The organism is Photorhabdus asymbiotica, assembly GCF_003634575.1.
Classification (GTDB): domain Bacteria; phylum Pseudomonadota; class Gammaproteobacteria; order Enterobacterales; family Enterobacteriaceae; genus Photorhabdus; species Photorhabdus asymbiotica.
This window is the reverse complement of record NZ_RBLJ01000001.1, coordinates 300,624-327,408: the sequence shown is the minus strand read 5'-3', so window position 1 is coordinate 327,408 and position 26,785 is coordinate 300,624. Positions and strand designations below refer to the sequence as shown.

The window sequence follows — 26,785 nt, the reverse complement described above, 5'->3', positions numbered from 1 at the left end:
GCTTTTTATACAGCTATTTCGATTGTCATTCGCCAATAACATGTTCAGGGTACCTTTAACAAAGAGGGGACATGATTATCTCTCTAATTTATAAACCAGTTATATACTAAATCGGTAAGTAATTTTAACTGTTTCTTATCATACCTGCTAAGGAAGAATAATAGTAAGTTTAAAAAAAACTTATGACTAATCCATGAGTTATCCTTGATTTTCTGTTGTCATTTTCTGACAGTAAATCACGCAGCTTATTAATTTGTATACAATATGCAACAAATCAATCAAGCTTTCATTTGCTTAATTTAAACATGAGCATTTGTCACGCAAGTGAGTCTTAATTGCCCATTTGATGTAATGATGATCATGAATGATTTAGACACCACTAAGCTAAATATTTCACGATATCAACCGGTGTAGCTTACTGAGATGGATAATCACTACTAGAGTTTATGGTAAACTCATCTGACTATATGGCTTTATAAATTTTGTTAAGGGACAGGGCCTATGGCTCAACTTTATTTTTATTACTCCGCAATGAACGCCGGAAAATCGACATCTCTGTTGCAATCTTCTTATAACTATAATGAGAGAGGGATGAGAACGCTGATTTTTACCGCGGAAATTGATACTCGGTTTGGAAAAGGAAAAATCAGTTCTCGTCTTGGATTATCTGCCGATGCATTTCTGTTTAGCCAACAGACAGATATAGGCGAATTAATCAGAAATGAAAATAAACAGGAAACAGTGCATTGTGTGCTGGTTGATGAATGTCAGTTTCTTACAAAAGAGCAGGTAGAACAGTTATGTAAGGTGACTGACTACGATGATATTCCTGTCCTTTGTTATGGGTTGAGAACTGATTTTAGAGGAGAACTTTTCAGTGGTAGTCAGTATCTTCTGGCATGGGCTGATAAGTTAGTTGAGCTGAAAACTATTTGCCATTGTGGACGCAAAGCAAGTCGGGTATTACGTTTTGATAATGAAGGTGTGGTCATTTGTGATGGTGATCAGGTTGATATCGGAGGCAATGAAAAATATGTGTCTGTTTGCCGTAAACACTATACGGATGCTATTAATGAAGCTAAGGAAGAGCGAAGAGATAACATGTAGTTGATAATTTTTTTTTAAAGTTTCCATGGGCAGTTTGAGGGACTTTTATTAGGATTGAGTTGGCTGTTTTATGGAATGAGTTAAAGGGTACTGATATCAGCACCCTTTAAGTGGTATTAAATTAGTTAACGGTTAGTTTTTATCAGGATTTATTGTTGGTTTAGTCTCTTCCGGTGTTGCAATTGTTTCTGTGAATTCGCGGCCATAGTATGAATCTAGCAATAATTGTTTCAGCTCAGAAATCAGAGGATAGCGAGGGTTAGCGCCGGTGCATTGGTCGTCAAAAGCATCTTCAGACAACTTATCGATTTTCGCCAAAAAGTCTGCTTCTTGAATACCGGCAGCGCGGATAGAGGTTGGGATATCCAGTCCAGATTTCAGTTCTTCTAGCCATGCTAGCAGTTTTTCAATTTTTGTTGCAGTACGGTCCCCGGTAGCAGATAAGCCAAGATGATCTGCAATTTCAGCATAGCGACGACGGGCCTGTGGGCGGTCATATTGGCTGAATGCAGTCTGTTTAGTTGGGTTATCGTTAGCGTTATAACGGATAACGTTACAAATCAGTAGTGCGTTAGCAAGGCCGTGTGGAATATGGAACTCAGAACCCAGCTTATGCGCCATAGAGTGACATACTCCCAGAAAGGCGTTAGCAAATGCAATGCCAGCAATGGTTGCAGCATTATGAACCCGTTCACGAGCAATAGGGTTAGTTGCACCTTCGTGATAGCTGGCTGGGAGGAATTCTTTTAGTAGTTTCAGTGCTTGGAGAGCTTGTCCGTCAGAGTATTCGTTTGCCAGCACAGATACATAAGCTTCCAGAGAATGGGTGATTGCATCCAGGCCACCAAAAGCACACAGTGATTTTGGTAAATCCATGACTAGATTAGCATCAACGATAGCCATATCTGGAGTCAGTGCATAGTCAGCCAATGGATATTTTTGACCGGTTGTATCATCGGTGACAACGGCAAATGGTGTCACTTCAGATCCGGTGCCAGAAGTTGTGGTAATTGCTATCATTTTAGCTTTGATGCCCATTTTCGGGAATTTGTAGATGCGCTTACGGATATCCATAAACCGTAGAGCTAATTCTTCGAAGTGTGTTTCAGGGTGTTCATACATTACCCACATAATTTTGGCGGCATCCATTGGAGAACCCCCCCCTAGTGCGACAATGATATCCGGTTTAAATGAGTGCATTTGTTCTGCACCTTTACGAACGATGCTCAATGTCGGGTCGGCTTCAACTTCAAAGAAAACTTCTGTTTCTATCCCGTGGGATTTCAGCACGTCAGTGACTTGATCAGCATAGCCATTATTGAATAAGAAACGGTCTGTTACGATAAAGGCCCGTTTTGCACCATCGGTTGCGACTTCCCCAAGTGCGATAGGCAGGGAACCACGACGGAAGTAAATTGATTTTGGAAGTTTATGCCATAACATATTTTCTGCTCTCTTCGCCACGGTTTTGGTGTTGATGAGATGTTTTGGTCCCACGTTTTCGGAGATGGAGTTTCCACCCCAGGAACCACAACCGAGTGTCAGAGATGGAGCAAGTTTGAAGTTGTAAAGATCACCGATACCACCTTGTGATGCGGGTGTATTCACCAGGATACGAGCTGTTTTCATTTTGTCGCCAAAATACTTGATTCTTGCTGCTTGATTATCTTGATCGGTATACAGGCAGGAAGTGTGACCAATACCACCCATTTCAACCAGTTTTTCTGCTTTTTCTACTGCATCTTCAAAGCTGTTACCACGATACATAGCGAGCAGTGGAGAAAGTTTTTCGTGAGCAAAAGGTTCAGTTTCATCAATCTGGCTGACTTCCCCAATCAGGATCTTGGTTTTTTCAGGAACATTGAGACCTGCCATTTTGGCAATTTTAGTTGCGGGCTGACCAACAATTGCTGCGTTCAGGTTACCGTCTTTCAGGATAATATCCTGAACAGCTTTCAGCTCTTTGCCTTGTAACAGATAACTGCCGTGAGTAAAGAATCGTTCACGCACCTGTTCATAGACAGAATCCACTACGATAACAGATTGCTCTGAAGCGCAAATAACGCCGTTGTCGAAAGTTTTGGACATTAGAATAGATGCAACAGCCCGTTTAATATCCGCGGATTCATCAATTACAACGGGGGTGTTACCCGCGCCAACGCCGATTGCGGGCTTACCAGAGCTATATGCCGCTTTTACCATACCCGGGCCGCCGGTAGCCAGAATGAGGTTAATATCTTGGTGGTGCATCAGTGCATTGGAAAGTTCAACAGAGGGTTCATCAATCCAGCCAATAATATCTTCTGGGGCACCGGCCTCGATCGCAGCACGTAGAACCAATTCAGCGGCTTTGTTGGTTGCTTTTTTAGCTCGTGGGTGCGGTGAGAAAATAATACCGTTACGAGTTTTCAGACTGATTAGAGCTTTAAAAATAGCCGTAGATGTTGGGTTAGTGGTTGGCACGATGCCGCAGATTAAACCTATAGGTTCAGCAATAGTGATAGTGCCGAATGTTTTATCTTCAGCCAAAATGCCACAAGTTTTATCATCTTTATATGCGTTGTAGATGTATTCGGAAGCAAAGTGATTTTTAATTACTTTGTCTTCGACAATCCCCATACCGGATTCTGCCACGGCTAATTTTGCTAAAGGAATACGCGCATCGGCTGCTGCAAGAGCGGCAGCTCGGAAGATTTTGTCAACTTGTTCCTGAGAGAAATTAGCAAATTCACGTTGCGCTTTTTTAACTCGGGCAACCATTTCATTCAGTTCAGTAGCATTAGTTACAGCCATAAAAAACGACTCCTGATAAATATTAAAAATTTTTAATATTAATTGAACAAATATTTTCCAGATTATTTAGTCTGGTGATTTTATGATAGCTACAGATTACCATTCGGTATTAAATATATATTGATCTTAATCACACAAATGTAAAGCTGACACCTTTCAGCGTTAGCGCGTGATAATATGAGTTGAATGGCAAAAGAATTAATAAAATTGAGTTTTTAACTTAATGAAAATATCGATTGGGCAATTTTTCATATAAGAAATTATTAATAAAAAATTCGTTATAACCGATAGCAACGGAAACTTTGTCGGTATAAGGTAAAGAAAAAATAAAGTTTTCTATGATTTTCTAGTGAATGCCTGTATGGAAACATGTTTATTAGCACTGCGTAACTTAAGAGGAGGTATTTGTGAGTGACTTACTGCTGGATTTTGCTGGTTACATTAAGTTTTTTGTTGGATTGTTTGCGCTAGTCAATCCCGTTGGTATCTTGCCAGTTTTTATTAGCATGACTCACTACCAGACTCAATCTGCGCGTAATAGAACAAATTTTGTAGCCAATATTTCTGTTGCCATCATTTTATGGACAGCTTTGCTGTTAGGGGATTCGATTCTGCATATGTTTGGTATTTCCATTGATTCTTTTCGCATTGCTGGGGGAATTCTTGTTGTAACCATCGCTATGTCGATGATTAACGGTAAGCTTGGGGAAGACAAGCAAAATAAGCAGGAAAAATCAGAAACAGCTATTAGAGAGAGTGTGGGAGTTGTGCCATTGGCATTGCCACTAATGGCAGGACCTGGTGCAATAAGCTCTTGTATTGTTTGGAGTTCTCGCTACCAGGGATGGCAGAATTTTATTGGATTTGTGCTAACCAGCGCATTGTTTGCTTTTTGTTGCTGGTTATTATTCCGGGCTGCTCCTTTAGTGGTCAAATACCTTGGACAGACGGGAATTAACGTTATCACCCGTATTATGGGGTTACTGTTGATGTCTTTGGGAATCGAACTGATTGTGACAGGGATTAGGGCATTATTCCCGGGGTTAATCTGATACGATTTACGAGAAAAGATGTGAATTTTTTTCTAGTCAAATTATAAATTATAATATTCTTATCATTTTTATTATAAAGTTTGTTTTATCGTCTTTTCTCGCTTTTTTTATCGGTAGTTGCTGAATTTTATACAAATGATCCGATATTTTTTAAATTATTCTTGTCTGTTTATGCAATGTGTAACTGGTTGCTTCCACCATTGTTTTGTGATGAATGTAGGTTTTTAATTTGCATTGATTGCAATTTGTTAAAATTATGTTTATTTTCATTTTGGGGTGACCTTTATATCCTGTTTTAGTTAATCATATGGTATAAAAACCTTGATATATCAATGTATTGTTGTGTAATTTGGGATCTTTTGTTAATTAACGTAATAGGTTGTAATAAGCTGTTTGTAAGGCTGATTTTTGTAATATGAAAGGAATATTTTAACAATTGATATGATAAGCAGTCTTTAATATTTAATCCGTGAGTATTTTTACTTTGGGATGAATAACGTGAAGACGCTGCCTTGATGGGATATATGCGGAGTGAATGAGAAGATTCACCAGACTGGAGGAAAGAAATGAAGATCAAACAATTAAAATTATATAAGTTTGTTTCCAGTATATTTTTATTATTAGCATTTCCTGTTGTGGCTGTGTTCGCTGCTGAAGTACCAGAGGGGGTGGAGCTTGCCGATAAACAGCAGATTACTGTGGATAATGGCGTGGAAGTTGCCTCTCTTGATCCACATAAAGTCGAAGGTGTACCGGAAACCAACATTATTCTTAATCTATTGGAAGGATTGGTGAGTACAGGTCCGGAAGGGGAAATCATTCCGGCAGTTGCAAGCCATTGGGAAAATCAAGGTTACACGGTATGGACTTTTTATCTGCGTGATGATGCTAAATGGAGTGATGGAACGCCTGTCACTGCACACGATTTTGAGTATAGCTGGCAACGATTGGCTGATCCAAATGTGGGGTCACCTTATGCCAGTTATCTTAAATATGCGTACATTGAAAACATTGATGATGTTCTGAAGGGTAAAAAATCTCCCGACCAGTTGGGCGTTAAAGCGCTAGATGACCATCGTTTACAAGTTATTCTGACGCATCCGGTGCCTTATTTTGTCAATATGCTCAGTCATACAGCAATGAAGCCTGTGAAAAAGGATATTGTCGAGAAGTTTGGCAATAAATGGACACTGCCAGAAAATTATGTGGGAAATGGGGCATATTTGTTGAAAAAATGGGTGGTGAATGAGCGGATAGTGCTTGAGCGTAACCCACAATATTGGAATAACGAGAAGACAATTATTGAACAGGCTACTCTTTTGCCTCTTCAGTCGGAAACTAGCGGTGTTAACCGTTATCGTAGTGGAGAAATAAATATAACCAACAGCGCCATTCCTCCTAACCTGTATCAGAAAATGAAGAAAGATATCCCTGATCAAGTGCGCGTTAGTCCTTATCTTTGTACGTTTTATTACGAAATTAACAATAAAAAACCACCGTTTACTGACGTGAGAGTCCGTGAGGCAGTCAAGTTAAGCCTCGACAGAGATATTATTGCGGGAAAAATTATGGGGCAGGGGCAAATACCCGCTTATGGTTTTACTCCAACGTTTATTGGTGGTGGCGATTTTTCTAAACCAGAATGGGCTAACTGGACACAGGAACAGCGTAATAAACATGCCAGAGAATTGCTGAAACAGGCTGGTTTTAATCAAGCAAATCCGCTGAAGTTTACGTTGTTATACAACACATCTGATCAAAATAAACAACAGGCTATTGCCGCAGCTTCCATGTGGAAAAAGAATCTGGGAGCCGATGTGATTTTACAAAACCAGGAATGGAAAACTTCTCTCGAAAACCGCCATCAGGGGAATTATCAGGTGGGCAGGGCGACCTGGTGTGCTGATTACAATGAACCTACTGCATTTTTAAATATGCTGCTCTCAGACAGCAGTAATAACACCACTTTCTATCAGAATAAAAATTTCGATAGCTATCTGGAGCAAGCATTAATCGCCAAAGATGTTGTTGAGCGTAAGAAATTATACCAGCAGGCTGAGTTTCAACTCGATAAAGATTCGGTATTGATTCCTGTTTATTACCGGGTGAGCGTGCGGCTTGTTAGCCCATCAGTGGGAGGGTTTTCAGGGAAAGACCCATTAGATTATATGGATATTAAGCGACTGTATATGATAAAAAACTAGATACTAGTTTTACTCAAAAGAGTTACTGGTCCTGCAAACAAAATCGTTCCTTTTGAATGCAGGTGATAATCCGTCCTTTACCGGGCCGTCGACTTATAAAAGTTTGGCGATGTAAAATTGGAGTAGAAAAAGATGATAAACACAACTAAAAAGAAATTACTTACTGCCAGCATTAGCGCTGCACTGAGTATGGTAATGATAAGTCATGTCTTTGCTGCAAAAGTGCCTGATGGTGTTCAATTAGCGGATAAACAGGTTTTAGTCCGTAATAACGGTTCTGAACCACAATCGCTGGACCCGCATAAGATTGAAGGGGTGCCAGAATCACATTTGGCCCGTGATCTGTTTGAAGGTATTACTGTTGTTGGCCCAAATGGTGAAATTTTGCCAGGTTCTGCGGTCAGTTGGGAAAATAAAGATTTCACCGTCTGGACATTCCATCTTCGTAAAGATGCTAAGTGGTCTAATGGTGATCCTGTCACTGCTCAGGATTTTGTTTATAGTTGGCAACGTCTGGCTGATCCCAATACTGCTTCTCCCTATGCAAGTTTTCTCCAGTATGCTCATATCATGAATATTGATGACATCATCAGTGGTAAAAAGAAACCAGATACTCTGGGTGTAAAGGCGTTAGATGATCATACATTACAGCTGACATTGAGCGAAGCGGTTCCCTATATGCCAAAACTTTTGGCTCATTCACCGATGTCCCCTGTTCATAAAGCAACAGTGGAAAAATATGGTGAAAAATGGACTCAGCCGCAGAATTTTGTCGGTAATGGTGCCTATAAACTGAAAAATTGGATAGTCAACGAACGTATTGTGATGGAGCGTAGCCCGACATATTGGGATAATAAAAATACCGTTATTGATCAGGTCACTTTCCTGCCAATTTCGTCAGAGGTTACGGATGTAAACCGTTATCGCAGTGGCGAAATTGATATGACTTATACCAACTTACCGATTGAATTATTTCAGAAGCTGAAAAAAGAGATCCCGAACGAGTTACGTATTAACCCTCATTTATGTACTTATTACTACGAAATTAATAACGAAAAACCCCCATTTAATGATCCCCGCGTTCGTACTGCACTGAAATTGTCTATGGATCGCGATATTGTGACCAATAAAGTAAAAGCACAGGGTGATATCCCTGCTTCCGGTTATACACCTCCGTTTACTGATGGTTTTAAAGAGATAAAACCAGTGTGGTTTGCTGATTGGAGTCAGGAACAACGCAATCAGGAAGCTAAAAAATTACTGGCTGAAGCAGGTTATACTAAAGATAATCCATTGAAATTTAATTTGCTTTACAACACCTCTGATTTGCATAAAAAAATGGCAATTGCAGTAGCTTCTATTTGGAAGAAGAATTTAGGTGCTGATGTTCGTTTGGAAAACCAGGAGTGGAAAACTTTTCTTGATACCCGACATCAGGGCAATTATGACGTAGCCCGTGCTGGCTGGTGTGCCGATTATAACGAACCTTCTTCATTCCTGAATTCAATGCTTTCTTATAGCAGTAATAACACTTCTCATTATAAGAGCAGTGAATTTGATAAACTGATGAAAGAATCCCTACAAGTAAAAACTGACGATGAGCGTGCGGTCGTCTACCAGAAAGCAGAAGAGCAGCTAGATAAAGATTCGGCCATTGTTCCCCTTTACTACTATGTGAATACCCGGTTAGTGAAGCCTTATATTGGCGGCTATACAGGGAAAGATCCTTTGGATAATTTACGCACCAAAGAGCTTTATATTATCAAACACTAATGGTTGTAGGGCAGCCTGGAAATGGCTGCCTAGTGTTAAATTATTTTAAGGCCAGGGTTCAGGGCCAACATATAGGAACGGGCAATGCTTAAGTTTATTTTACGCCGTTGTTTAGAGGCGATCCCGACACTTTTGATTCTTATTACTATTTCGTTTTTCATGATGCGGTTGGCACCAGGCAGTCCATTTACCGGTGAACGAAAATTACCACCAGAAGTACTGGCAAACATCGAAGCGAAATACCATCTGAATGATCCAATTTATAAACAATATTTTGATTACTTAATCCAACTTACTAAGGGGGATTTTGGTCCTTCTTTTAAATATAAGGATTATACCGTTAATGATCTGGTAGCCGTGGCATTTCCGGTATCTGCCAGGTTAGGTGCCGCAGCATTTATAATGGCGGTTGTTTTGGGGGTCAGTGCTGGGGTTATTGCTGCACTTAATCAGAATACAAAGTGGGATTATACAGTTATGGGTTTCGCCATGACGGGGGTTGTTATCCCAAGCTTTGTTGTGGCACCGTTACTGGTGCTGGGGTTTGCCATTCATCTGAAATGGTTGCCGGGAGGTGGCTGGAATGGCGGAGCACCGAAGTACATGATATTGCCAATGGTGGCATTGTCTTTAGCTTATATTGCCAGTATTTCCCGTATTACTCGCAGTTCAATGATAGAAGTATTGCACTCTAACTTTATCCGTACTGCGCGTGCCAAAGGGTTGCCATTGCGCACCATTATTTTTCGTCATGCTTTAAAGCCTGCATTGTTACCGGTTATCTCTTATATGGGACCTGCTTTTGTCGGCATTATCACTGGCTCGATGGTCATTGAAACGATCTTCGGTTTGCCGGGAATAGGGCAGTTGTTTGTTAATGGAGCATTGAACCGTGACTATTCATTGGTATTAAGCCTGACTATTTTGGTTGGTGGCTTGACCATTCTGTTCAATGCAATTGTTGATGTGTTGTATGCCGTTATTGATCCGAAGATTCGTTATTAAGACTGGAGCGCGCAAAATGATAGTAAATAAACAAAACAGCGAAGCTCTGGAAAATTTCTCTGAGCAACTGGAAATTGAAGGTCGTAGTTTATGGCAGGATGCACGACGTCGTTTTATTCACAACCGGGCAGCGATTGCCAGTTTGTGTCTGTTATCTTTGATTACTTTGTTTGTGATTCTGGCACCGATGTTGGCACAGTTCACTTATGATGATACTGATTGGGCTATGATGTCTATGCCACCTGATTCTGAATCAGGCCACTATTTCGGTACGGATTCCTCCGGTCGTGATTTGCTGGTACGTGTTGCCATTGGTGGTCGTATTTCATTGATGGTTGGAATTGCGGCAGCGTTGGTTGCGGTTATCGTTGGAACCTTATATGGATCATTATCCGGCTATATGGGTGGAAAAATAGACTCAATAATGATGCGTTTGTTGGAAATTCTTAACTCGTTCCCATTCATGTTCTTTGTGATCCTGTTGGTGACTTTCTTTGGGCAGAATATTTTATTGATATTTGTCGCTATCGGCATGGTGTCATGGCTAGATATGGCACGTATTGTCCGTGGTCAGACGCTGAGCTTGAGACGTAAAGAGTTTATCGAAGCGGCGCTGGTATGTGGTGTATCAACCCGCCACATCGTATTGCGCCATATCGTCCCTAATGTATTGGGGGTGGTGGTGGTTTATGCATCTTTATTAGTACCAAGCATGATCCTGTTTGAATCGTTTCTTAGTTTTCTGGGGTTGGGAACTCAAGAGCCATTAAGCAGTTGGGGGGCATTGTTAAGTGATGGTGCGAATTCGATGGAAGTTTCCCCGTGGTTGCTGTTGTTTCCTGCCGGTTTTCTGGTGGTGACACTGTTTTGTTTTAACTTTATCGGCGATGGCTTGCGTGATGCCCTCGATCCGAAAGATCGTTAAGGAGGTAACATGAACAGCGTTGAAAACCAGAATAGTTCTGAGCCGTTGTTGGTTGTTAAAGATTTGAACGTGACTTTTAGCACCCCGGAAGGGGATGTTACCGCAGTGAATAAGTTAAATTTTGATTTACGAGCCGGGGAAACACTGGGGATCGTAGGAGAATCTGGTTCTGGGAAATCACAAACCGCTTTTGCTCTGATGGGATTGCTTGCCAGAAACGGGAAAACCGGCGGTTCTGCTATTTTTAATGGCAGGGAAATTCTTAATCTGCAAGAGAAAGAACTAAACCGCATGAGGGCGGAAGAAATATCGATGATATTTCAGGACCCAATGACTTCTCTCAATCCCTATATGCGCGTCAGTGACCAGCTGACGGAAGTATTGATGTTGCATAAACATATGAGTAAAAGTGAAGCATATCTTGAGTCAATTCGGATGTTGGATGCGGTTAAAATGCCGGAAGCGCGTAAGCGTATGAGTATGTATCCTCATGAATTTTCTGGTGGTATGCGTCAACGTGTAATGATCGCAATGGCATTGTTATGCCGACCAAAATTACTTATTGCTGACGAACCGACAACCGCACTTGATGTAACGGTTCAGGCACAAATTATGACCCTGCTGAATGAACTAAAACAGGAATTTAATACTGCGATTATTATGATTACCCATGATTTGGGCGTTGTTGCAGGTATTTGTGACAAAGTGCTGGTCATGTATGCAGGGCGAACGATGGAATATGGTTCAGCCCGTGACGTGTTTTATCAACCAACTCATCCTTATTCTATTGGTCTTCTTGGCGCTGTTCCTCGTCTTGATGGTAATGAAGAATCATTGACAACAATCCCGGGGAATCCGCCCAATTTATTGCGGTTACCGAAAGGGTGTCCGTTCCAGCCACGCTGCCAGTTTTCAGTAAGTCATTGCGTGGATTGTGAGCCGAAATTAGAAAACTTTGGCAACGGGCGTTTGCGAGCTTGTTTTAAAGCACCGGGAGAATTGGTATGAATTCGATTGAAGAAAGACGCGTGCTGTTGGAAGTAGCAGATCTAAAAGTTCACTTTGATATCAAAGATGGCAAACAGTGGTTCTGGCAACCAATAAAAACCTTGAAAGCGGTTGACGGTGTCACATTGAGGCTATACGAAGGTGAAACTCTTGGTGTAGTTGGTGAATCTGGTTGCGGTAAATCGACTTTTGCCCGTGCAATTATCGGATTGGTCAAATCTTCCGGTGGTTCGGTAACCTGGTTGGGAAAAAGCCTGCTGGATATGAATGATAAGCAATGGCGAGATATTCGCAGTGATATCCAAATGATATTCCAGGACCCATTAGCATCTTTAAACCCGCGAATGACGATTGGCGATATTATCGCTGAGCCATTGCGTACTTATCACCCTAAGATGAAAGGAGCGGAAATTAAAGAGCGGGTAAAAGCAATGATGATGAAGGTTGGGTTATTACCGAATCTGATAAATCGTTACCCACATGAATTTTCTGGTGGTCAGTGTCAGCGTATCGGGATTGCACGGGCACTTATCCTTGAACCTAAACTGGTGATTTGTGATGAACCGGTCTCCGCACTTGATGTATCCATTCAAGCTCAGGTAGTTAACTTGTTACAGAAATTACAGCGTGAAATGGGACTGTCGCTGATTTTTATTGCTCATGATCTTGCTGTAGTTAAACACATATCTGATCGTGTGTTGGTGATGTATCTTGGACATGCGGTGGAATTGGGAACTTATGATGAGGTTTATCATAATCCACAGCACCCCTATACCAAGGCATTGATGTCAGCGGTACCGGTACCTGATCCGGATAAAGAACGAAATAAACACATTGAATTGTTGGAAGGAGAGTTACCGTCACCCATCAATCCGCCATCAGGATGTGTTTTTCGTACACGTTGCCCGATGGCAGATCCTGAATGTGCTAAAACTCGACCCTTAATGGAGGGAAGTTTCCGCCATGCGGTATCTTGTTTGAAGGTTGATCCATTGTGATTGTTGGTCACGTTGTTACATTATAGCCTATGGATTTCAAGATGCTTCGCGACGGCAAGGGAGCGAATCCCCGGGAGCATAGATAACTCTGTGACCGGGGTGAGTGAGTGCAGCCAACAAAGAGGCAACTTGAAAGATGACGGGTATATATTGAAGCATTTTGTAAGTCATAAATATGAGAGTTACTTTTCGGTGTTATGTCAGGCGTCCAAACCTAATGTTAAAACCGGTAACTCTCGTTTTTTGAGGTGTTACGTCAGATCAAAAGATGACTTTGTTTTCTTATTCTTTCCACAAAATATGGCAAATTTGGTGAGATTTTTCCCGGCAAATAAGGATACGGGCAAAAACATCGTTGATCTCAGCATCTTCAGATTCTGCTAGCCCGATAATAACTTCGGCAAAAAAATCAGGGTTTAGATCGAAATCCACATGGTCAAGCCATTCATCAGAAGGATTTAATAGTTCGGCACCTCCACGTACTTCGAATTGTAAGCTAAATAACAGAATATCAGCGGGATCAAGATGGGAGGAGGCTAACTCAAGAAAGATATCATATGCCTTCTCAAGTGTTTCATCTTCCGTCATACGGTTATTGAGATCTAAGTCCATAGTTTGCAGGGGTCTGTTGTCCATATTGTTTTATTCGTGAGTCATGGTGAAGAAATTAAAGCATGATGAAGCGTTGATTGGTACCCCCGTCTTTACAAGACGAGGGTCTTGGTCACAGTAATGGACTGAAGAAGTAACAAATACGTTCAATAATTCGATTCCACAGAGGACGCTGTTCCCATTCGTTGATTTCCAACAGTGTGGAACGAGAAATATAATTGTATTGCACCAGAGTGAGGTCATTACCAAAATTTTCGTCATCAATAACCACGGTAATTTCAAAATTTAGCCACAGGCTACGCATATCGAGATTAACTGAACCAACCATACTAAGCTGGCCGTCAACCAAAACACTTTTGGCATGTAATAAACCATCTTCAAACTGGTAAATCTTAACTCCTGCATTTAACAGTTCAGAAAAGAATGCCCGACTTGCCCAGCGAACAAGGAAAAAATTATTTCTGCGGGGAACGATGATAATGACTTCTACGCCTCGTAAGGCCGCGGTACAGATAGCATTCATTAGATCATCGCTGGGAACGAAATAAGGGGTAGTGAGAATCAGTTGCTTACGAGCAGAGAAAATAGCAGTCATTAAAGACTGTTGAATTAACTCTTCGGGGAATCCTGGGCCGGATGCAATAATCTGAGTGGTGTGCCCACTGGCCTGCTCAAATGGCATAATATTGTTATCTGGTGATGGCGGGAAGATACGCTGACCGGTTTCCATTTCCCAATCACAGGCGTAAATAACACCCATAGTCGTAGTGACAGGTCCTTCCATTCTTACCATGATATCGATCCATTGCCCAACACCGGCATTTTGTTTAAAGAAGCGTGGATCTACCATATTCATGCTGCCAGTGTAAGAAATATAATCGTCAATCAAGATGATTTTGCGGTGTTGGCGCAGATCCATCCGGCGTAAAAATAAACGGAAAATATTAACCTGCAAAGCTTCAACAAATTCAATTCCTGCTTGACGCATGATATCTGGGTATTGACTGCGGCAATATAACCAACTCCCGGCTGAATCTACCATGACACGGCATCTTACTCCCCGGCGTGCAGCGGCCATAAGGGCGTCAGTGACTTGTTCAACTAAGCCGCCGGATTGCCAGATATAAAACATCATCTCAATGTTATGTTTGGCATTATCAATGTCTTTGATTATGGTTTTTAGTGAAGTGTCATAGGTTGTCAGCAGTTGGATCTTGTTACCTTTAACACCTTCAAGTCCTTGCCGACGCTCACAAAGCTGGAATAAAGGTGTTGCTACTTCGCTGTTTTCTGTAGCAAAGATATGACGAGATTTACGCAATTCTTCAAGCCATGTGGCGGTTGATGGCCACATAGCTTTTGCCTGTTCAACTCTACGTTTCCCCAAATGCAGCTCACCGAACGACAGGTAAGCGATAATTCCAACTAAAGGCAGGATATAAATAATCAACAGCCAGGTCATTGCGGAAGTTACAGGTCGGCGTTTTATCAAAATACGTAAGGTGATACTAGCAATGATCAGCCAATAGAAGAAAATAGCGAGCCAACTTAGGACGGAATAAAAGGTTGTCATGTTCGGCAATCAATCCTGTTTTGTTCAGACATCTTTGGTGGCGTTTAACTCGTTTTCCCTAAGGTACGGGATATAAACGATCTATTAATCCGATGAATTTACCAAAAAATCAGCAAGTATACTGCAAGCATCATACTTGATATTAGTCATTTCGCATTATTGATATAAAAAGTACTATCTATATATGCCTTGGATATTATTCTTAAAGGCTTATAATGAGCGTGATTATATTTTTACAGGTATACTTTATGAGACATAGTAGGAATGAAGTAGGGAGATGGCGGATGTTACGCCAAAATTCCCATAGTCATCGCCGTCGCTTGGTGGGGCAATCAAGGCGTAATTTGCGAATTCATTCACTGCGTAAATTAAATGGTTATAAACAACGTCATGCTTTATTATTTGTTCAGTATAGTGAATGAATGCATTAAAAAATAATATTTTTGGCCTTATATTCACGCTCACCTACAATCTTTATTGAATATGATTGCTATTTGCATTTAAACTAGCAGTTATTCGAGGATTGACTATTATGCTGCTAATCAAAAACTTTCTTATGCGTTGGATACATTGGCCAATATTGTTATCAGTTTGTTTACATATTTCTGTTGCCGCCGCACTTTTCTGTACGATGATACCGGAAAAGCAACCTGATGCCGCACTTATGTCTGTAGCCATGATTCAGTTAGCCGCTGAAGAAACTTCTGTATCTGAACCCGCTGCACCTGAACCTGTATTAGAACCAGAGGAGCCGCCAGAGCCAGAGCCTGTCCCAGAGCCAGTGATTCCAAAACCAGAGGTGAAGAAGAGGAAGCCAGAAGTCAAGAAGAAAATTGTTAAAAAACAATCTGAACCCGTTGAAAGGAAAGCTGAGCAACCGGAAAAACCATTGTTCAATCAGAATGCGCTGGCTAACCGTACTGATAATAATCAGAGTGATACGGCGATTAAGCCGCAGAAAGGGCCAAAAGCATTAAGTAAATCCTTACCTGTTTACCCATCTAGGGCTGTGGCATTGGGTACTGAAGGTTATGTTAAAGTCAAATATGATATTGATGAAGACGGTAGGGTAAAAAATATAGAAGTGATTGGAGCCAATCCCCCAAATGTTTTTGACCGGGAAGTAAAAAAAGCAATGAGAAAATGGCGCTATGAAAAAATACCCGCTGTTGGTTATATCACAACGGTAGAATTTAAAGTCACCGGTGTAACTCAATCCTGACGATTGGAGGAATATATACCCTAGGATTTCAAGATGCATCGCGACGGCAAGGGAGCGAATCCCCGGGAGCATAGATAACTATGTGACCGGGGTGAGAGAGTGCAGCCAACAAAGAGGCAACTTGAAAGATGACGGGTATAGATAAAAAGGAGCATTGTTAAGATGCTCTTTTTTATCCACATCAAGACCAAGTTTATTCGCAAGTGCTGCTGGTTAGTTGGAATTGGGTTTTACCTTCTGGTAAACGGCGTGGAGTATTATCCTCATTAACAGCAACATAAGTGAATATGGCTTCGGTTGCACGATAGCGTTGACCTACAGGTTCAGATGCTACTTTCTTCACCCAAACTTCGATATTAATGGTAATCGAACTGTTGCCGGTTTTGAGGCAATGTGCATAACAGCATACTACATCACCAACCGCGACAGGTTTTAGGAAAGTAATACCATTTACTCTGACAGTGACAACACGGCCTTCTGCAATTTCTTTTGCTAGAATTGCGCCTCCAATATCCATTTGTGACATTAACCAACCGCCAAAAATGTCTCCATTTGCGTTGGTATCGGCAGGCATAGCCAGTGTGCGGAGTACTAACTCTCCGTTGGGTAATTGTTGTTGTGTCATTGAAAACTTTACTTTATTTGATGAAAAAACAATACCTGCCTATAGATTACAGAAGACAGGTATTCATTTGAATATGGTTACTTCTGTTCGCGTGGCAGGTAGCGGTAAATATATACTACACTGAGCACGGTGAAAACTAGGGTCAGGGCAGTTAGACCAAATACTTTGAAGTTAACCCAGACATCTTGTGGTAACCAGAATGCGACATAAATATTAGCCAGAGCACAGGCAATGAAGAACAGTGCCCATGCCATATTTAATTTATTCCAGACAAGATCCGGTAAAATTAATTCTTTTCCTAGCATTTTCTGAATAAGTGGTTTTTTCATGAACCATTGGCTGCCAAGCAAAGCTAATGCAAATAAACCATAGATTGCTGTGACTTTCCATTTGATAAATAGGTCACTGTGGAAAGCCAATGTTAAGGTGCCGAAAACAGCAACCATAATAAACGTGATCAGAGAAGATTTTTCTACTTTTCGGTAGATGAAATAAGTAATCGCTACAGCTAAACCCGTTGCGGCAATTAGAGCCCCGGAAGCGTAAAAAATGTCATACATTTTGTATACAACAAAAAACACGACTAAAGGTAAAAAGTCTAAAAGTTGTTTCATGTTTGAACCTATCGTAATTCTGATATCTGACTGTACCCGATGTTGGTGATTAGGTGTACCAAGCGGCGACAGTATGACTTTAGTTATCAATAAAAAAAGAACTTTATCGATCCGTTTCGCACAATTTTACCATAAAGGGCGCCGTAATTAACTTCCTGTTGTCAGTAAACATATAACACAGCATTATAGCTAAAACCCATTGAAAAATAAGAGGGCATACACCAGATGCGGTGGAAAAGGCTACAGCGTTGGATGCCAGGGTTGGGCAATTTCTCTCATTATCGTAAGGAATGGTTTGGTTATGATCTAAGGGCTGGGCTTTCTGTGGCCGCTGTCGCTCTGCCTGTTGCTATTGCTTATGCTGAATTAATGGAGATAAGTGCAATTATAGGTCTTTATGCATGTATTTTACCTATGTTCGCTTATGCCCTATTTGGCACTTCAAGACAATTGATTGTCGGACCGGATGCGGCAACTTGTGCTGTCATTGCCGCCGCAGTGGCGCCACTGGCTTTTAATAATGAAGATGTGCGGTGGCAGCTTACGATTGCGATGACTTTAATGACCGGGATATGGTGTATTATCGCCAGTCATTTTCGATTGGGAACATTTGTTGATTTTCTTTCAAGGCCAATACTTAAAGGATTAATGAATGGAGTTGCATTGACAATCATTGTTGATCAGTTAGCTAAAGTTTTTGGTTTTTCAAGTGTACCGGTTGGGCTGATTGAAAGGGTGTTCGTACTACCTGCTAAATTAATGAATACTCATTTACCGACGTTAGCAATGTCTGTTGTAACGGTGTTGATTTTATTGACGGTACGTTTCTTTCGTCCTGCCTGGCCGGGGCCTTTGTTGGCTATGGTATTAACGACTTATATAAGCTGGCAATTTGGGCTTGAAAAATATGGTATCCAAATTGTTGGTAGTGTTAGTGATGGCGGGTTACCCGTTGTACCAATGCCGGATTTTCAACCTGGAATTATGCGTGAGTTGGTTATTCCATCTCTGAACCTTGCTGTTATCAGTTTTGTTAGTTTTATGATGACCGCCCGTAGCTTTGCTAATAAAAACGGTTATCAGATCGATGCGGATTCTGAACTTAGGGCGTTGGGCATTGCGAACATTGCCTCTGCTTTATCGCAGGGGTTTGCGGTTAGTGCCGCCAGCAGCCGTACTGCGGTTAATGATGCTATTGGTGGGAAAACTCAATTGGTTTCTGTTATTGCGGCTTCTGTTATTTTATTGATTTTGCTGTTTCTGGCAGATTTCCTGACTTATATTCCATTGTCATCTCTTGGTGTGGTGCTAATTTATTCGGCATCGTCGTTGTTGAGTTTGCGGGCAATTTGGTCACTGAGGAAACGAAATCGTCAGGCATTTACTTTGTCACTTTTTACATTGATTGCAGTACTGGTGGTTGGTTTGATTAATGGTGTAGGTTTTGCTGTTCTACTTGGTTTATTGCAGTTTTTGCGAATTATATTCCGTCCGACAGATCAGCTTTTGGGTGTTAATGAACAAGGGATGATCCATTCAATTAATCAAGGTAATGAGATTAAACCGATAGATGGTGTGATGCTGTACCGGTTTAACTCCCCATTGACTTATTTTAATGTCAGTTACTTTAAAAAGCGGGTGTTACAACATGTTGACCGCGTGCAAAAACGTCCAGGTTGGCTGGTTGTTGATGCCGCGGTTAGTTTTACCTATGACGATGTCAGTGTATTTGCGGCTATTGATGAATTGATTACTGAATTGAAAGTGAAAGGTGTCACGCTGGTGCTTGCTGGCCGTCGGACCGAACTTACCCGCTGGATAAAACAGAATAAACTGAAAAGTAGCGATGATGATCTCATTGTGGTGCCCGATCTCTATTTTGCGGTACGAATGATTCAAAGTAAGCCGGAGTGGTACTCTAATTACATCAAAAAATAGTAATTCAATGATTGTTCACTGAACTTGAAGTTCATCGGATAAAAACATATGATTAGCTCATAGCAAACAAGGAGGTTTTAGTAATGCAATCTGATTCAGGTTTGGATGTCTTACTTGGGTTGCATGGTCAGCGAGTCAATAGAGATGATGGTTATTGGTGGAAAATTGAGGTGTGGACTGTCCAACCAACGAATGTCATTCCACATGGTATCCGTTATAACTTAACGTTGCATGACAAATACAATACACGAGTATTTGGTATGGATAATGCGCACGCAATTATGCCATCAAGAAAAAGTCAATACCGGGGGCGATTGGTGCATGACCATATTCATAGAAACTCTATAGATAAAGGTGTCCCATATGAATTTACTTCTGCATATCAGTTAATTGAGGATTTTTTTACTAAAGTTGATGAAATTATCGCTGAACGCGAAAAAAGAGGGTAATACCATGAAAGCACTCATTGGTGTAATGAATGAAGAGCTTATACGCAAGCGCACACTGGCTATAGTCAAAGGTGAATATGTCGTTCAGCCTGGTGAACCTAAGATTTGGTTTACCTCTATGATTGCTCTAGCCCAAGTACTTAGCAGTGATAATATTGTTCTTTTACGTCTGATAAATGAACAGAAACCGGAGACAATCGCAGAGTTGGCTAAGCTGTCAGGAAGGCAACCAAGTAACTTGTCAGCTACATTAAAGACACTGAATCGACACGGTTTTGTGGCCCTGGAAAAAAATGGCAGAAATGTAAAACCAAAAGCGCTGTTTACTGACTTCGAGATAAAAATTGAGCAAGAAATCGTCGAAAAAGTTATGTCATCTTGTGGAGCTAAAAATATAGCAGCGTAAAGCAGTCGATCCCATACAGTTGAACCCAATTTATGTTATGACCTAGCAGCCTCATAGTTTTTATCACTATGGGGTTTGCTTGAGCAGTGGTTTTATATTTATTTTTGCTGTGAAGAGGCAATTAGCATATACCCAATAGATTTCGAGTTGCAGCGCGGCGGCAAGTGAATGAATCCCCAAGAGCATAGATAACTATGTGACTGGGGTGAGTGAAAGCAGCCAACAAAGCAGCAACTTGAAGGATGAAGGGTATATATAACTGGGATAGGTAGTTCAGGAGCATGTGGAGATTAGATTAATTCAACACGTCAATAATTAATTCTACTATCTTATTATATAAGTCGTTGCAGAAATCATTTAGCGAGTTGGCCCGCTGATAAATCAATTGTCTATAATAAAGAAATAAGGTTTTTTGCTGAAATTGCCACAGTCATAATATTTTTCTTTGTTAAACGGGAAATTAACAATAAATAGAATTAGGTTGTTTCCTGTTAATTGTTAGTAAACAATACCGGCTCGCGATTGGCGATTAGTTATTTTTATATTTTATACAATATTAGGGATTTTCAATGAAAAAAACATTGGTAGCCTCAGTGGTGGCAGTTGGTTTATCTGTATTCGCATTTACAGCAAATGCGGGTGAGAGTACTATTTCTGGCGGCTATGCTCAGGGACATGTGAAGTATGATGGTAATAAATCTAATAAAGACACAAAAGGTTTTAACTTAAAATATCGTTATGAGCTGGATGATCATTTCAGTGTTATTGGCTCGGCCACATATACGGGTTACGATTTCAAATATGGTGATCCAAAACCCACTAAACTTGATATGGATTATTATTCCTTGATGGCTGGCCCTTCATACCGCTTTAATGAATATGTGAGTGTATACGGTCTGGTTGGTGCTGCACATGTACATGGAAAGGAAGATGTTTTTGCGTCCGGCAGCCGTAAAAAGGAGAAGACATCTGTTAGCTATGGCGCAGGATTACAGTTTAACCCTATTCCAAATCTGGCTATCGATGCATCTTATGAATATTCAAAACTGGGTGATTTGAAAGTAGGTACTTGGGTAGTGGGTGTTGGTTATCGATTCTAATAAAATTTGCTAATTTATATTTAACCTGGTTAGCACTATTTTGAAAAGATTCCCTGTCTTGTGACAGGGAATTTATATTTATTTTTGCTGTAAAGAAGAAACTAGCATATATAAGCGGAACAAGTAGATAAGCAGGATGGAGGAGATCAAGTTATTCAACACGCCAAGCGTGATTCCTGCCATTTCATTATGAATGAATGTCAGACGGTCAATAATAAACACTATTAAGAGCTTTGCAGTCAGCCATAATAGAATTGCTGGAATCAGTAAACGAATATTGGCAAATGCCAGCTTCCAGCTTGCTTTCATAGAGGCAAAAATACCACTACGTTCAACGGTCATAATAACGGGTGATAAAGCTAGAGTAACAGACAAAATAATTCCTGGTATCAGCATTACCATCAAACCAAGTTGAATCAGTAGAGTACATACCAATAACAGTAGAAACAATTTCGGTAATTGGCTTGCTGATAAACCAATTGCTTGTAATGAAGAAATACGGTTTCCTGCTGAAACTGCTGCGACTAGCGTCAGTACACCACCAACCAATAGCACACTGCCAACCATGTTGGAGAAAATGGTTCCGATTCCTGCACGCATGATCATTGACTGTTGCTCTGGGGTCATTTGAGACACGAGATCCTGAATACCTGCCTTGCCTGAGGTTGCAAAAGTGAATTCTGCTTCTGTCAGCAATTTCATCTGTTCGCTATCAGGAACAAACAGGTGCCCCAATAAGGTGGTCATCAGAGCCGCCAGAACGGCCAGAGTCAGGATACTTAACAGTTGATTCTTGAAAAAGTTAAAACTGTCACGGTACAGGATATTTGCCGTGATTGGCATGAAGCAACTCCTATCAGGTTAAACAACAATGCATAGTGGTTGATTGTACCTTGTTATTGGGAAATGTGGGTAGTAGAAAGGAGATGATACGGATAAATTAATGGTTGGCCGTGATGGTTGATGGTAGAAAAAAGTCTCTCATATTATATTTTTAATATAAAAATAAACATAAAATTAACCTTATTAAAACATAATGGAAATATAATGAGATGGGAGATAAAATATCGGAATTGATATATAAACAGAAAGTTACTAACCGATTAATAACGAAAAAACTTTGATTTGCATCAATTTAAAATAATTCCTTTTTGAAATAATAATATTGCAAATATGCGATTTTGTTTAAATTATTTAAAAGATGTGATCTGTCTTGGATCATAATTTCAAATATATGGGTATATTTTGGTTTACTTTAAATAACAGGAATGGGATGAATAATGAAAAAAATTTCTGCATTTGTATTAGCAGCGGCAACTTTAGCACCATCATTTGCTTTTGCTCATCAAGCAGGTGATTTTATTTTCCGTACGGGTACTGCGACGATAAGACCTAATACTGGCTCTGATAATGTATTAGGAGTGGGTTCTTTTAGTGCAGATAATAATACTCAGATGGGTTTAACCTTCAGTTATATGATTACCGATAATATTGGTGTTGAGTTACTGGCAGGGACACCTTTCCAACATCAGGTAAGTTTACCCGGTGTTGGTGATATTGCTAAAGTAAAACATTTGCCGCCGACATTAATGGCACAATATTATTTCGGTTCTAAAGAAAGTCAATTTCGCCCCTATGTTGGTATCGGTTTGAACTATACCACTTTCTTTAATGAAAAATTCAATGGTAATTCAGCGGTGAGAGATAACAACTTACATAGTCTGGATTTAAAAGATTCTTGGGGTGTTGCGGGACATGTTGGCCTGGATTATGAGTTAGATCAGAACTGGATGTTAAACGCCTCTGTATGGTGGGTAAACGTTGAAACGGATGTAAAATTCAAAGCAGGTGATCAGAAATATAAAATTGATACCCGGCTTGATCCATGGGTATTTATGTTTGGTGTTGGTTATCACTTCTGATAAGAATCAAGTTTGTATGACATGAAAAAAATGGGGCAAATCTTGCCCCATTTTTTCTCTAAACTTGAGTTGCAGATTTCATTTTTGAGACAAATTCAGTCAGTTTTTTCTGCATTATTTCTGGCTGAGAAAGATATTCTTCAATAATTTTGACTATTGCAGATCCAGAAATGACTCCAGCCGCTCCGTTTGCTAGTGCTTCTTTTACCTGCTCAGGCTCTGAAATACCAAATCCTTGTAATGGGGGGGCAGCGTGATATTCTCTCAACTTATTGACCAAATGATTTAAAGGCTGTTCGGCGCGTCTTTCTGTACCGGTAACCCCAGGCCTGGATAATAGATAGGTATATCCTCTGCTATGGGAAGCGATTTCACGTAATAATTCATCTTCTGCATTGGGTGGGCAAATAAGAATAGGTGCGATTCCATGTTTTATCGCTGCGGTACGGAATGGCCGTGATTCTGATATAGGAACATCTGCAACTAATACAGAGTCGATATCTGCATCTTTGCAGCGTTGATAAAACGCATCTATCCCATTATGAAAAACCAGATTTGCGTACATTAATAAACCAATTGGAATATCAGGGTATTTCGCTCGAATCTTGGAGAGTAGTTCAAAACAAAGGGTTGGGGTGACATTTGAGGAAAAAGCACGTAGATTGGCATTTTGAATTGTCGGGCCATCAGCCAGCGGATCAGAAAAAGGAATCCCCAATTCAAGTGCATCAGCGCCACTTGCAATGAGTGTATCAATAATTTTCAGCGATAATTCCGGATTTGGATCGCCTAGTGTGACAAAGGGGATAAAAGCACCTTGTTTAAGGTTTTCCAGCTTTTTAAATAGTTGCTTGTAACGTTCCATTAGATTTCCCCCCTTGATTTTAAAATATCATGAACAGTAAATATGTCTTTATCACCACGGCCGGATAAATTAACGATTAATAATTGTTCTTTATCTGGAGCTTGATGGATCATTTTCAAAGCATAAGCCAGTGCATGTGAGGATTCGAGAGCTGGAATAATGCCTTCCTCGCGAGAAAGCGTTTTGAATGCTTCTAATGCTTCATCGTCAGTAATAGAAACATAGTCAGCTCGCCCGATACTATTTAAATAAGCATGTTGAGGACCCACTGAAGGGAAATCCAAGCCTGCTGAAATAGAATAAGATTCTTCAATTTGGCCTTCATTTGTCTGCATCATTGGTGATTTCATACCAAAATAGATACCTAGCTTGCCATGTTTCAGCGGGGCGCCATGTTTACCTGTTTCAATACCGTGTCCGGCGGGTTCAACACCAATCAGCTGTACTGAGGTTTCTGGAATAAATTCCGCAAACATGCCAATGGCATTTGAACCACCACCAACACAGGCCAACACGGCATCGGGCAAACGTCCCTCTTTTGCTAAGATTTGGGACTTAGCTTCTTCACCAATCATACGTTGGAACTCCCTAACCATCGTGGGATAGGGATGCGGGCCTGCGGCAGTACCTAATAAATAGTGAGCCTTGTCATAGCTACCAGACCAGTCGCGCAGTGCTTCATTACAGGCATCTTTCAGAGTTGCAGAGCCGCTGTAAACCGGGATAACCTTGGCTCCCATCAGACGCATGCGGAAGACATTAGGGGATTGGCGCTCCACATCTTTAGCCCCCATATAAATACGGCATTTCATATTTAAAAGTGCGCAGGCAAGGGCGGTTGCTACGCCATGCTGGCCGGCACCGGTTTCTGCAATAATTTCATCTTTACCCATACGTTTGGCCAGTAACGCTTGGCCAAGTACTTGATTGGTTTTATGAGCGCCGCCATGTAATAAATCTTCACGTTTCAGATAAAGGCGGGTTTTAGTACCTTTGGTCAGATTACGGCATAAAGTTAATGCAGTGGGTCTGCCCGCATAGTTTTTCAGGAGGTTCTGAAACTCTTGTTGGAAGTCAGGATCTTGTTGAGCAGCAATAAATGCTGCTTCTAATTGATTAAGAGCTGGAATAAGGATCTGCGGCACAAATTGTCCGCCGAAATCGCCAAAATAGGGGTTTAGTTTACTCATTATTCTATTTGTCCATGTAATTAATCAGAAAATTGTTGCTACTTAGTAACAGCGCAAACGTTGAAAAACTTTATTCAATTTATGACTGCTTTTGATACCGGGCGAGCTTTCGACACCGGAGTTAAAATCAAGTCCGAGACAGCCATATTTTGCTGCTTGCTGGCAATTTTCTTCATTTAATCCACCGGCTAGCATGACATTGTCGAGTGATTTTTTTTCAAGTAATTGCCAATCGAAACTTTTACCCGTTCCACCTTTGCCATTATCAAGTAAATAACGATCAATATTTTCTGTTTTGGTGTGGAATGTGCCTTTTGACATATCAATTGCTTTCCATATTTGGCAATTTTCAGGCAATATTTTTCGGAGTTCTTGAATATAAATTTCGCCTTCAGCACCATGCAATTGTACTGCTGCCAGAGAAAGGGTATGGGCGGTATGACTGATGAATGCCGATGATTGATTTTGAAATACCCCTACATATTTGAGGTTTGCTGCATTGATGATTTGTTGGGCTTGTTGGATATTAATCTTACGAGGTGAATGTTCAGCAAATATCAAACCACCATAAATAGCACCCGCCTGTAATGCAGCTTTAGCATCTTGTGGACGAGTTAACCCACAGACTTTATTTTCACCTAGAATGAGTTGACGTAATGCTAAATCTAGATTGGGTTGGGCCATCAAAGCACTACCAATCAGAAAACCATTGGCAAAGTGGCTAAGTTCACGAATTTGTTGATGCTGGTGGATGCCTGACTCGCTGATAACAATGGTTCCTGCCGGTAACTGTGGTGCAAGTTGTTTGGTACGGTTTAAATCGATAGAAAGATCTCTCAGATCACGATTATTGATACCAATTACTTTGGCTTTTAGTGTAATAGCTCTACAACGTTCTTCTTCAGAGCTGACTTCAGTCAGTACGCCCATATTCAGGCTGTGCGCAAGTTCAGACAGCGTAATATATTGTTCATCATCAAGGATGGAAAGCATCAGTAAAACCGCATCTGCCTGATAATAACGAGCGAGATAAATTTGATAAGGATCGATAATAAAATCTTTGCACAATACTGGTTGAGAAACAGCATCACTCACCAGTCGAAGGTAATCGTAGCTACCCTGAAAATATTTTTCATCAGTTAATACGGAGATGGCGGCAGCATAAGGATGATAAGTTTTTGCTATTTGGATTGGATCAAAATCTTGGCGAATAAGCCCTTTTGAAGGAGAAGCTTTTTTGCATTCTAAAATAAAAACAGTCTGTTCATTGCTCAGCGCCCGATAAAAACTACGGTTGCTGGTGGCAATGGAATCAATAAAACTTTTCAGCGGTTGTTGTTGCTTACGTTCAATAAGATATTCGGCTTTATCATTAACAATTTTCTGTAAAACGGTGGCTTGCAT

Annotated in this window: 24 protein-coding genes; 15 read left to right on the top strand and 9 right to left on the bottom strand. The window is 40.7% G+C overall.

Translation table 11 applies throughout. From position 1 onward, the window contains the following. Nucleotides 1-501: 501 nt before the first annotated feature. Nucleotides 502-1,107: a thymidine kinase gene (locus BDD30_RS01290; protein ID WP_015834166.1), complete on the top strand. Its 606-nt coding sequence runs from the start codon at nt 502-504 to the stop codon at nt 1,105-1,107. A gap of 132 nt (nt 1,108-1,239) precedes the next feature. On the opposite strand, the gene adhE is transcribed toward BDD30_RS01290, so the two are convergent. Beyond that, nucleotides 1,240-3,900, bottom strand: coding sequence for a bifunctional acetaldehyde-CoA/alcohol dehydrogenase (adhE, locus tag BDD30_RS01285; protein ID WP_015834167.1), 2,661 nt, complete (start codon nt 3,898-3,900; stop codon nt 1,240-1,242). A 407-nt stretch (nt 3,901-4,307) separates the two neighbouring features. On the opposite strand from adhE, the gene BDD30_RS01280 reads away from it, so the two are divergent. From BDD30_RS01280 to oppF, 7 genes are all read left to right on the top strand, one after another. Continuing rightward, the gene (locus tag BDD30_RS01280; protein ID WP_015834168.1) at nt 4,308-4,952 is read left to right on the top strand and encodes a YchE family NAAT transporter; all 645 of its coding nucleotides are present in this window, start codon (nt 4,308-4,310) and stop codon (nt 4,950-4,952) included. A gap of 566 nt (nt 4,953-5,518) precedes the next feature. After that, entirely contained in the window at nt 5,519-7,156 is a 1,638-nt protein-coding gene (locus tag BDD30_RS01275) for an ABC transporter substrate-binding protein (protein WP_015834169.1), read from the top strand. A 132-nt stretch (nt 7,157-7,288) separates the two neighbouring features. Next, nucleotides 7,289-8,929 carry an oligopeptide ABC transporter substrate-binding protein OppA gene (oppA, locus tag BDD30_RS01270; RefSeq protein WP_015834170.1) on the top strand — a complete coding sequence of 547 codons (1,641 nt, stop codon included), beginning with the start codon at nt 7,289-7,291 and terminating at the stop codon, nt 8,927-8,929. An 84-nt stretch (nt 8,930-9,013) separates the two neighbouring features. Continuing rightward, the gene (gene oppB, locus BDD30_RS01265; RefSeq protein WP_015834171.1) at nt 9,014-9,934 is read left to right on the top strand and encodes an oligopeptide ABC transporter permease OppB; all 921 of its coding nucleotides are present in this window, start codon (nt 9,014-9,016) and stop codon (nt 9,932-9,934) included. 16 nt (nt 9,935-9,950) lie between these two features. Then, nucleotides 9,951-10,859: an oligopeptide ABC transporter permease OppC gene (oppC, locus tag BDD30_RS01260; protein WP_015834172.1), complete on the top strand. Its 909-nt coding sequence runs from the start codon at nt 9,951-9,953 to the stop codon at nt 10,857-10,859. 9 nt (nt 10,860-10,868) lie between these two features. Further along, entirely contained in the window at nt 10,869-11,867 is a 999-nt protein-coding gene (gene oppD, locus BDD30_RS01255; protein ID WP_015834173.1) for an ABC transporter ATP-binding protein, read from the top strand. After that, nucleotides 11,864-12,865, top strand: a complete 1,002-nt coding sequence (oppF, locus tag BDD30_RS01250) for a murein tripeptide/oligopeptide ABC transporter ATP binding protein OppF (RefSeq protein WP_015834174.1) — start codon at nt 11,864-11,866, stop codon at nt 12,863-12,865. Before oppD ends, oppF begins: the two co-directional genes overlap by 4 nt. A gap of 282 nt (nt 12,866-13,147) precedes the next feature. On the opposite strand, the gene BDD30_RS01245 is transcribed toward oppF, so the two are convergent. Further along, complete coding sequence (locus BDD30_RS01245) at nt 13,148-13,477, bottom strand: HI1450 family dsDNA-mimic protein (RefSeq protein ID WP_015834175.1); 330 nt, start codon at nt 13,475-13,477, stop codon at nt 13,148-13,150. A 112-nt stretch (nt 13,478-13,589) separates the two neighbouring features. Beyond that, complete coding sequence (gene cls, locus BDD30_RS01240) at nt 13,590-15,050, bottom strand: cardiolipin synthase (protein WP_041381827.1); 1,461 nt, start codon at nt 15,048-15,050, stop codon at nt 13,590-13,592. Between the two features lie 248 nt (nt 15,051-15,298). Here cls and BDD30_RS22980 point away from each other — a divergent pair, with 248 nt between their 5' ends. After that, on the top strand, nt 15,299-15,472 hold the full coding sequence (locus BDD30_RS22980) for a YciY family protein (protein WP_015834177.1): 174 nt from the start codon (nt 15,299-15,301) through the stop codon (nt 15,470-15,472). A gap of 110 nt (nt 15,473-15,582) precedes the next feature. Further along, on the top strand, nt 15,583-16,272 hold the full coding sequence (gene tonB / locus BDD30_RS01235; protein WP_015834178.1) for a TonB system transport protein TonB: 690 nt from the start codon (nt 15,583-15,585) through the stop codon (nt 16,270-16,272). A 193-nt stretch (nt 16,273-16,465) separates the two neighbouring features. Here tonB and yciA read toward each other — a convergent pair whose 3' ends face one another. Both yciA and BDD30_RS01225 read right to left on the bottom strand, forming a co-directional pair. Then, complete coding sequence (gene yciA, locus BDD30_RS01230; protein WP_015834179.1) at nt 16,466-16,897, bottom strand: acyl-CoA thioester hydrolase YciA; 432 nt, start codon at nt 16,895-16,897, stop codon at nt 16,466-16,468. Between the two features lie 77 nt (nt 16,898-16,974). Further along, nucleotides 16,975-17,511, bottom strand: coding sequence for a septation protein A (locus tag BDD30_RS01225; RefSeq protein ID WP_015834180.1), 537 nt, complete (start codon nt 17,509-17,511; stop codon nt 16,975-16,977). Between the two features lie 225 nt (nt 17,512-17,736). On the opposite strand from BDD30_RS01225, the gene BDD30_RS01220 reads away from it, so the two are divergent. The 4 genes from BDD30_RS01220 to BDD30_RS01205 all read left to right on the top strand — a co-directional run bounded on the left by BDD30_RS01220 (nt 17,737) and on the right by BDD30_RS01205 (nt 21,404). Continuing rightward, nucleotides 17,737-19,449, top strand: a complete 1,713-nt coding sequence (locus tag BDD30_RS01220) for a SulP family inorganic anion transporter (RefSeq protein WP_015834181.1) — start codon at nt 17,737-17,739, stop codon at nt 19,447-19,449. Nucleotides 19,450-19,532: 83 nt separating this feature from the next. Continuing rightward, nucleotides 19,533-19,898: a toxin-antitoxin system TumE family protein gene (locus tag BDD30_RS01215; protein ID WP_015834182.1), complete on the top strand. Its 366-nt coding sequence runs from the start codon at nt 19,533-19,535 to the stop codon at nt 19,896-19,898. Between the two features lie 4 nt (nt 19,899-19,902). Further along, the gene (locus tag BDD30_RS01210; RefSeq protein ID WP_015834183.1) at nt 19,903-20,304 is read left to right on the top strand and encodes an HVO_A0114 family putative DNA-binding protein; all 402 of its coding nucleotides are present in this window, start codon (nt 19,903-19,905) and stop codon (nt 20,302-20,304) included. A 569-nt stretch (nt 20,305-20,873) separates the two neighbouring features. Next, nucleotides 20,874-21,404, top strand: coding sequence for an Ail/Lom family outer membrane beta-barrel protein (locus tag BDD30_RS01205; RefSeq protein ID WP_015834184.1), 531 nt, complete (start codon nt 20,874-20,876; stop codon nt 21,402-21,404). 78 nt (nt 21,405-21,482) lie between these two features. On the opposite strand, the gene BDD30_RS01200 is transcribed toward BDD30_RS01205, so the two are convergent. After that, nucleotides 21,483-22,247 carry a YciC family protein gene (locus BDD30_RS01200; protein WP_015834185.1) on the bottom strand — a complete coding sequence of 255 codons (765 nt, stop codon included), beginning with the start codon at nt 22,245-22,247 and terminating at the stop codon, nt 21,483-21,485. 437 nt (nt 22,248-22,684) lie between these two features. Here BDD30_RS01200 and ompW point away from each other — a divergent pair, with 437 nt between their 5' ends. Then, a complete protein-coding gene (gene ompW / locus BDD30_RS01195) occupies nt 22,685-23,326 on the top strand; it encodes an outer membrane protein OmpW (RefSeq protein ID WP_015834186.1) in 642 nt (213 codons plus the stop codon). A 58-nt stretch (nt 23,327-23,384) separates the two neighbouring features. Here the strand turns inward: ompW and trpA are convergent, their stop codons facing one another. Genes trpA through trpCF form a run of 3 tightly spaced genes read right to left on the bottom strand, consistent with a single transcriptional unit; the run spans nt 23,385 to nt 26,785 of the window. Further along, on the bottom strand, nt 23,385-24,191 hold the full coding sequence (gene trpA / locus BDD30_RS01190; protein WP_015834187.1) for a tryptophan synthase subunit alpha: 807 nt from the start codon (nt 24,189-24,191) through the stop codon (nt 23,385-23,387). After that, a complete protein-coding gene (trpB, locus tag BDD30_RS01185) occupies nt 24,191-25,381 on the bottom strand; it encodes a tryptophan synthase subunit beta (RefSeq protein ID WP_015834188.1) in 1,191 nt (396 codons plus the stop codon). The genes trpA and trpB overlap by 1 nt, the downstream gene beginning before the upstream one ends. A 42-nt stretch (nt 25,382-25,423) precedes the next feature. Further along, nucleotides 25,424-26,785, bottom strand: coding sequence for a bifunctional indole-3-glycerol-phosphate synthase TrpC/phosphoribosylanthranilate isomerase TrpF (gene trpCF / locus BDD30_RS01180; protein WP_015834189.1), 1,362 nt, complete (start codon nt 26,783-26,785; stop codon nt 25,424-25,426).

Bases quoted from the DNA above. Each gene is read 5' to 3' on its own strand.
- BDD30_RS22980 (WP_015834177.1), top strand. From the start codon at position 15,299: ATGAGACATAGTAGGAATGAAGTAGGGAGATGGCGGATGTTACGCCAA.
- oppB (WP_015834171.1), top strand. From the start codon at position 9,014: ATGCTTAAGTTTATTTTACGCCGTTGTTTAGAGGCGATCCCGACACTT.
- oppF (WP_015834174.1), top strand. From the start codon at position 11,864: ATGAATTCGATTGAAGAAAGACGCGTGCTGTTGGAAGTAGCAGATCTA.
- BDD30_RS01245 (WP_015834175.1), bottom strand. From the start codon at position 13,477: ATGGACTTAGATCTCAATAACCGTATGACGGAAGATGAAACACTTGAG.
- oppA (WP_015834170.1), top strand. From the start codon at position 7,289: ATGATAAACACAACTAAAAAGAAATTACTTACTGCCAGCATTAGCGCT.
- tonB (WP_015834178.1), top strand. From the start codon at position 15,583: ATGCTGCTAATCAAAAACTTTCTTATGCGTTGGATACATTGGCCAATA.
- trpA (WP_015834187.1), bottom strand. From the start codon at position 24,191: ATGGAACGTTACAAGCAACTATTTAAAAAGCTGGAAAACCTTAAACAA.
- adhE (WP_015834167.1), bottom strand. From the start codon at position 3,900: ATGGCTGTAACTAATGCTACTGAACTGAATGAAATGGTTGCCCGAGTT.
- yciA (WP_015834179.1), bottom strand. From the start codon at position 16,897: ATGACACAACAACAATTACCCAACGGAGAGTTAGTACTCCGCACACTG.
- BDD30_RS01225 (WP_015834180.1), bottom strand. From the start codon at position 17,511: ATGAAACAACTTTTAGACTTTTTACCTTTAGTCGTGTTTTTTGTTGTA.
- trpB (WP_015834188.1), bottom strand. From the start codon at position 25,381: ATGAGTAAACTAAACCCCTATTTTGGCGATTTCGGCGGACAATTTGTG.
- oppD (WP_015834173.1), top strand. From the start codon at position 10,869: ATGAACAGCGTTGAAAACCAGAATAGTTCTGAGCCGTTGTTGGTTGTT.
- BDD30_RS01200 (WP_015834185.1), bottom strand. From the start codon at position 22,247: ATGCCAATCACGGCAAATATCCTGTACCGTGACAGTTTTAACTTTTTC.
- BDD30_RS01220 (WP_015834181.1), top strand. From the start codon at position 17,737: ATGCGGTGGAAAAGGCTACAGCGTTGGATGCCAGGGTTGGGCAATTTC.
- ompW (WP_015834186.1), top strand. From the start codon at position 22,685: ATGAAAAAAATTTCTGCATTTGTATTAGCAGCGGCAACTTTAGCACCA.
- oppC (WP_015834172.1), top strand. From the start codon at position 9,951: ATGATAGTAAATAAACAAAACAGCGAAGCTCTGGAAAATTTCTCTGAG.
- cls (WP_041381827.1), bottom strand. From the start codon at position 15,050: ATGACAACCTTTTATTCCGTCCTAAGTTGGCTCGCTATTTTCTTCTAT.
- BDD30_RS01205 (WP_015834184.1), top strand. From the start codon at position 20,874: ATGAAAAAAACATTGGTAGCCTCAGTGGTGGCAGTTGGTTTATCTGTA.
- BDD30_RS01210 (WP_015834183.1), top strand. From the start codon at position 19,903: ATGAAAGCACTCATTGGTGTAATGAATGAAGAGCTTATACGCAAGCGC.
- BDD30_RS01275 (WP_015834169.1), top strand. From the start codon at position 5,519: ATGAAGATCAAACAATTAAAATTATATAAGTTTGTTTCCAGTATATTT.
- BDD30_RS01290 (WP_015834166.1), top strand. From the start codon at position 502: ATGGCTCAACTTTATTTTTATTACTCCGCAATGAACGCCGGAAAATCG.
- BDD30_RS01215 (WP_015834182.1), top strand. From the start codon at position 19,533: ATGCAATCTGATTCAGGTTTGGATGTCTTACTTGGGTTGCATGGTCAG.
- trpCF (WP_015834189.1), bottom strand. From the start codon at position 26,785: ATGCAAGCCACCGTTTTACAGAAAATTGTTAATGATAAAGCCGAATAT.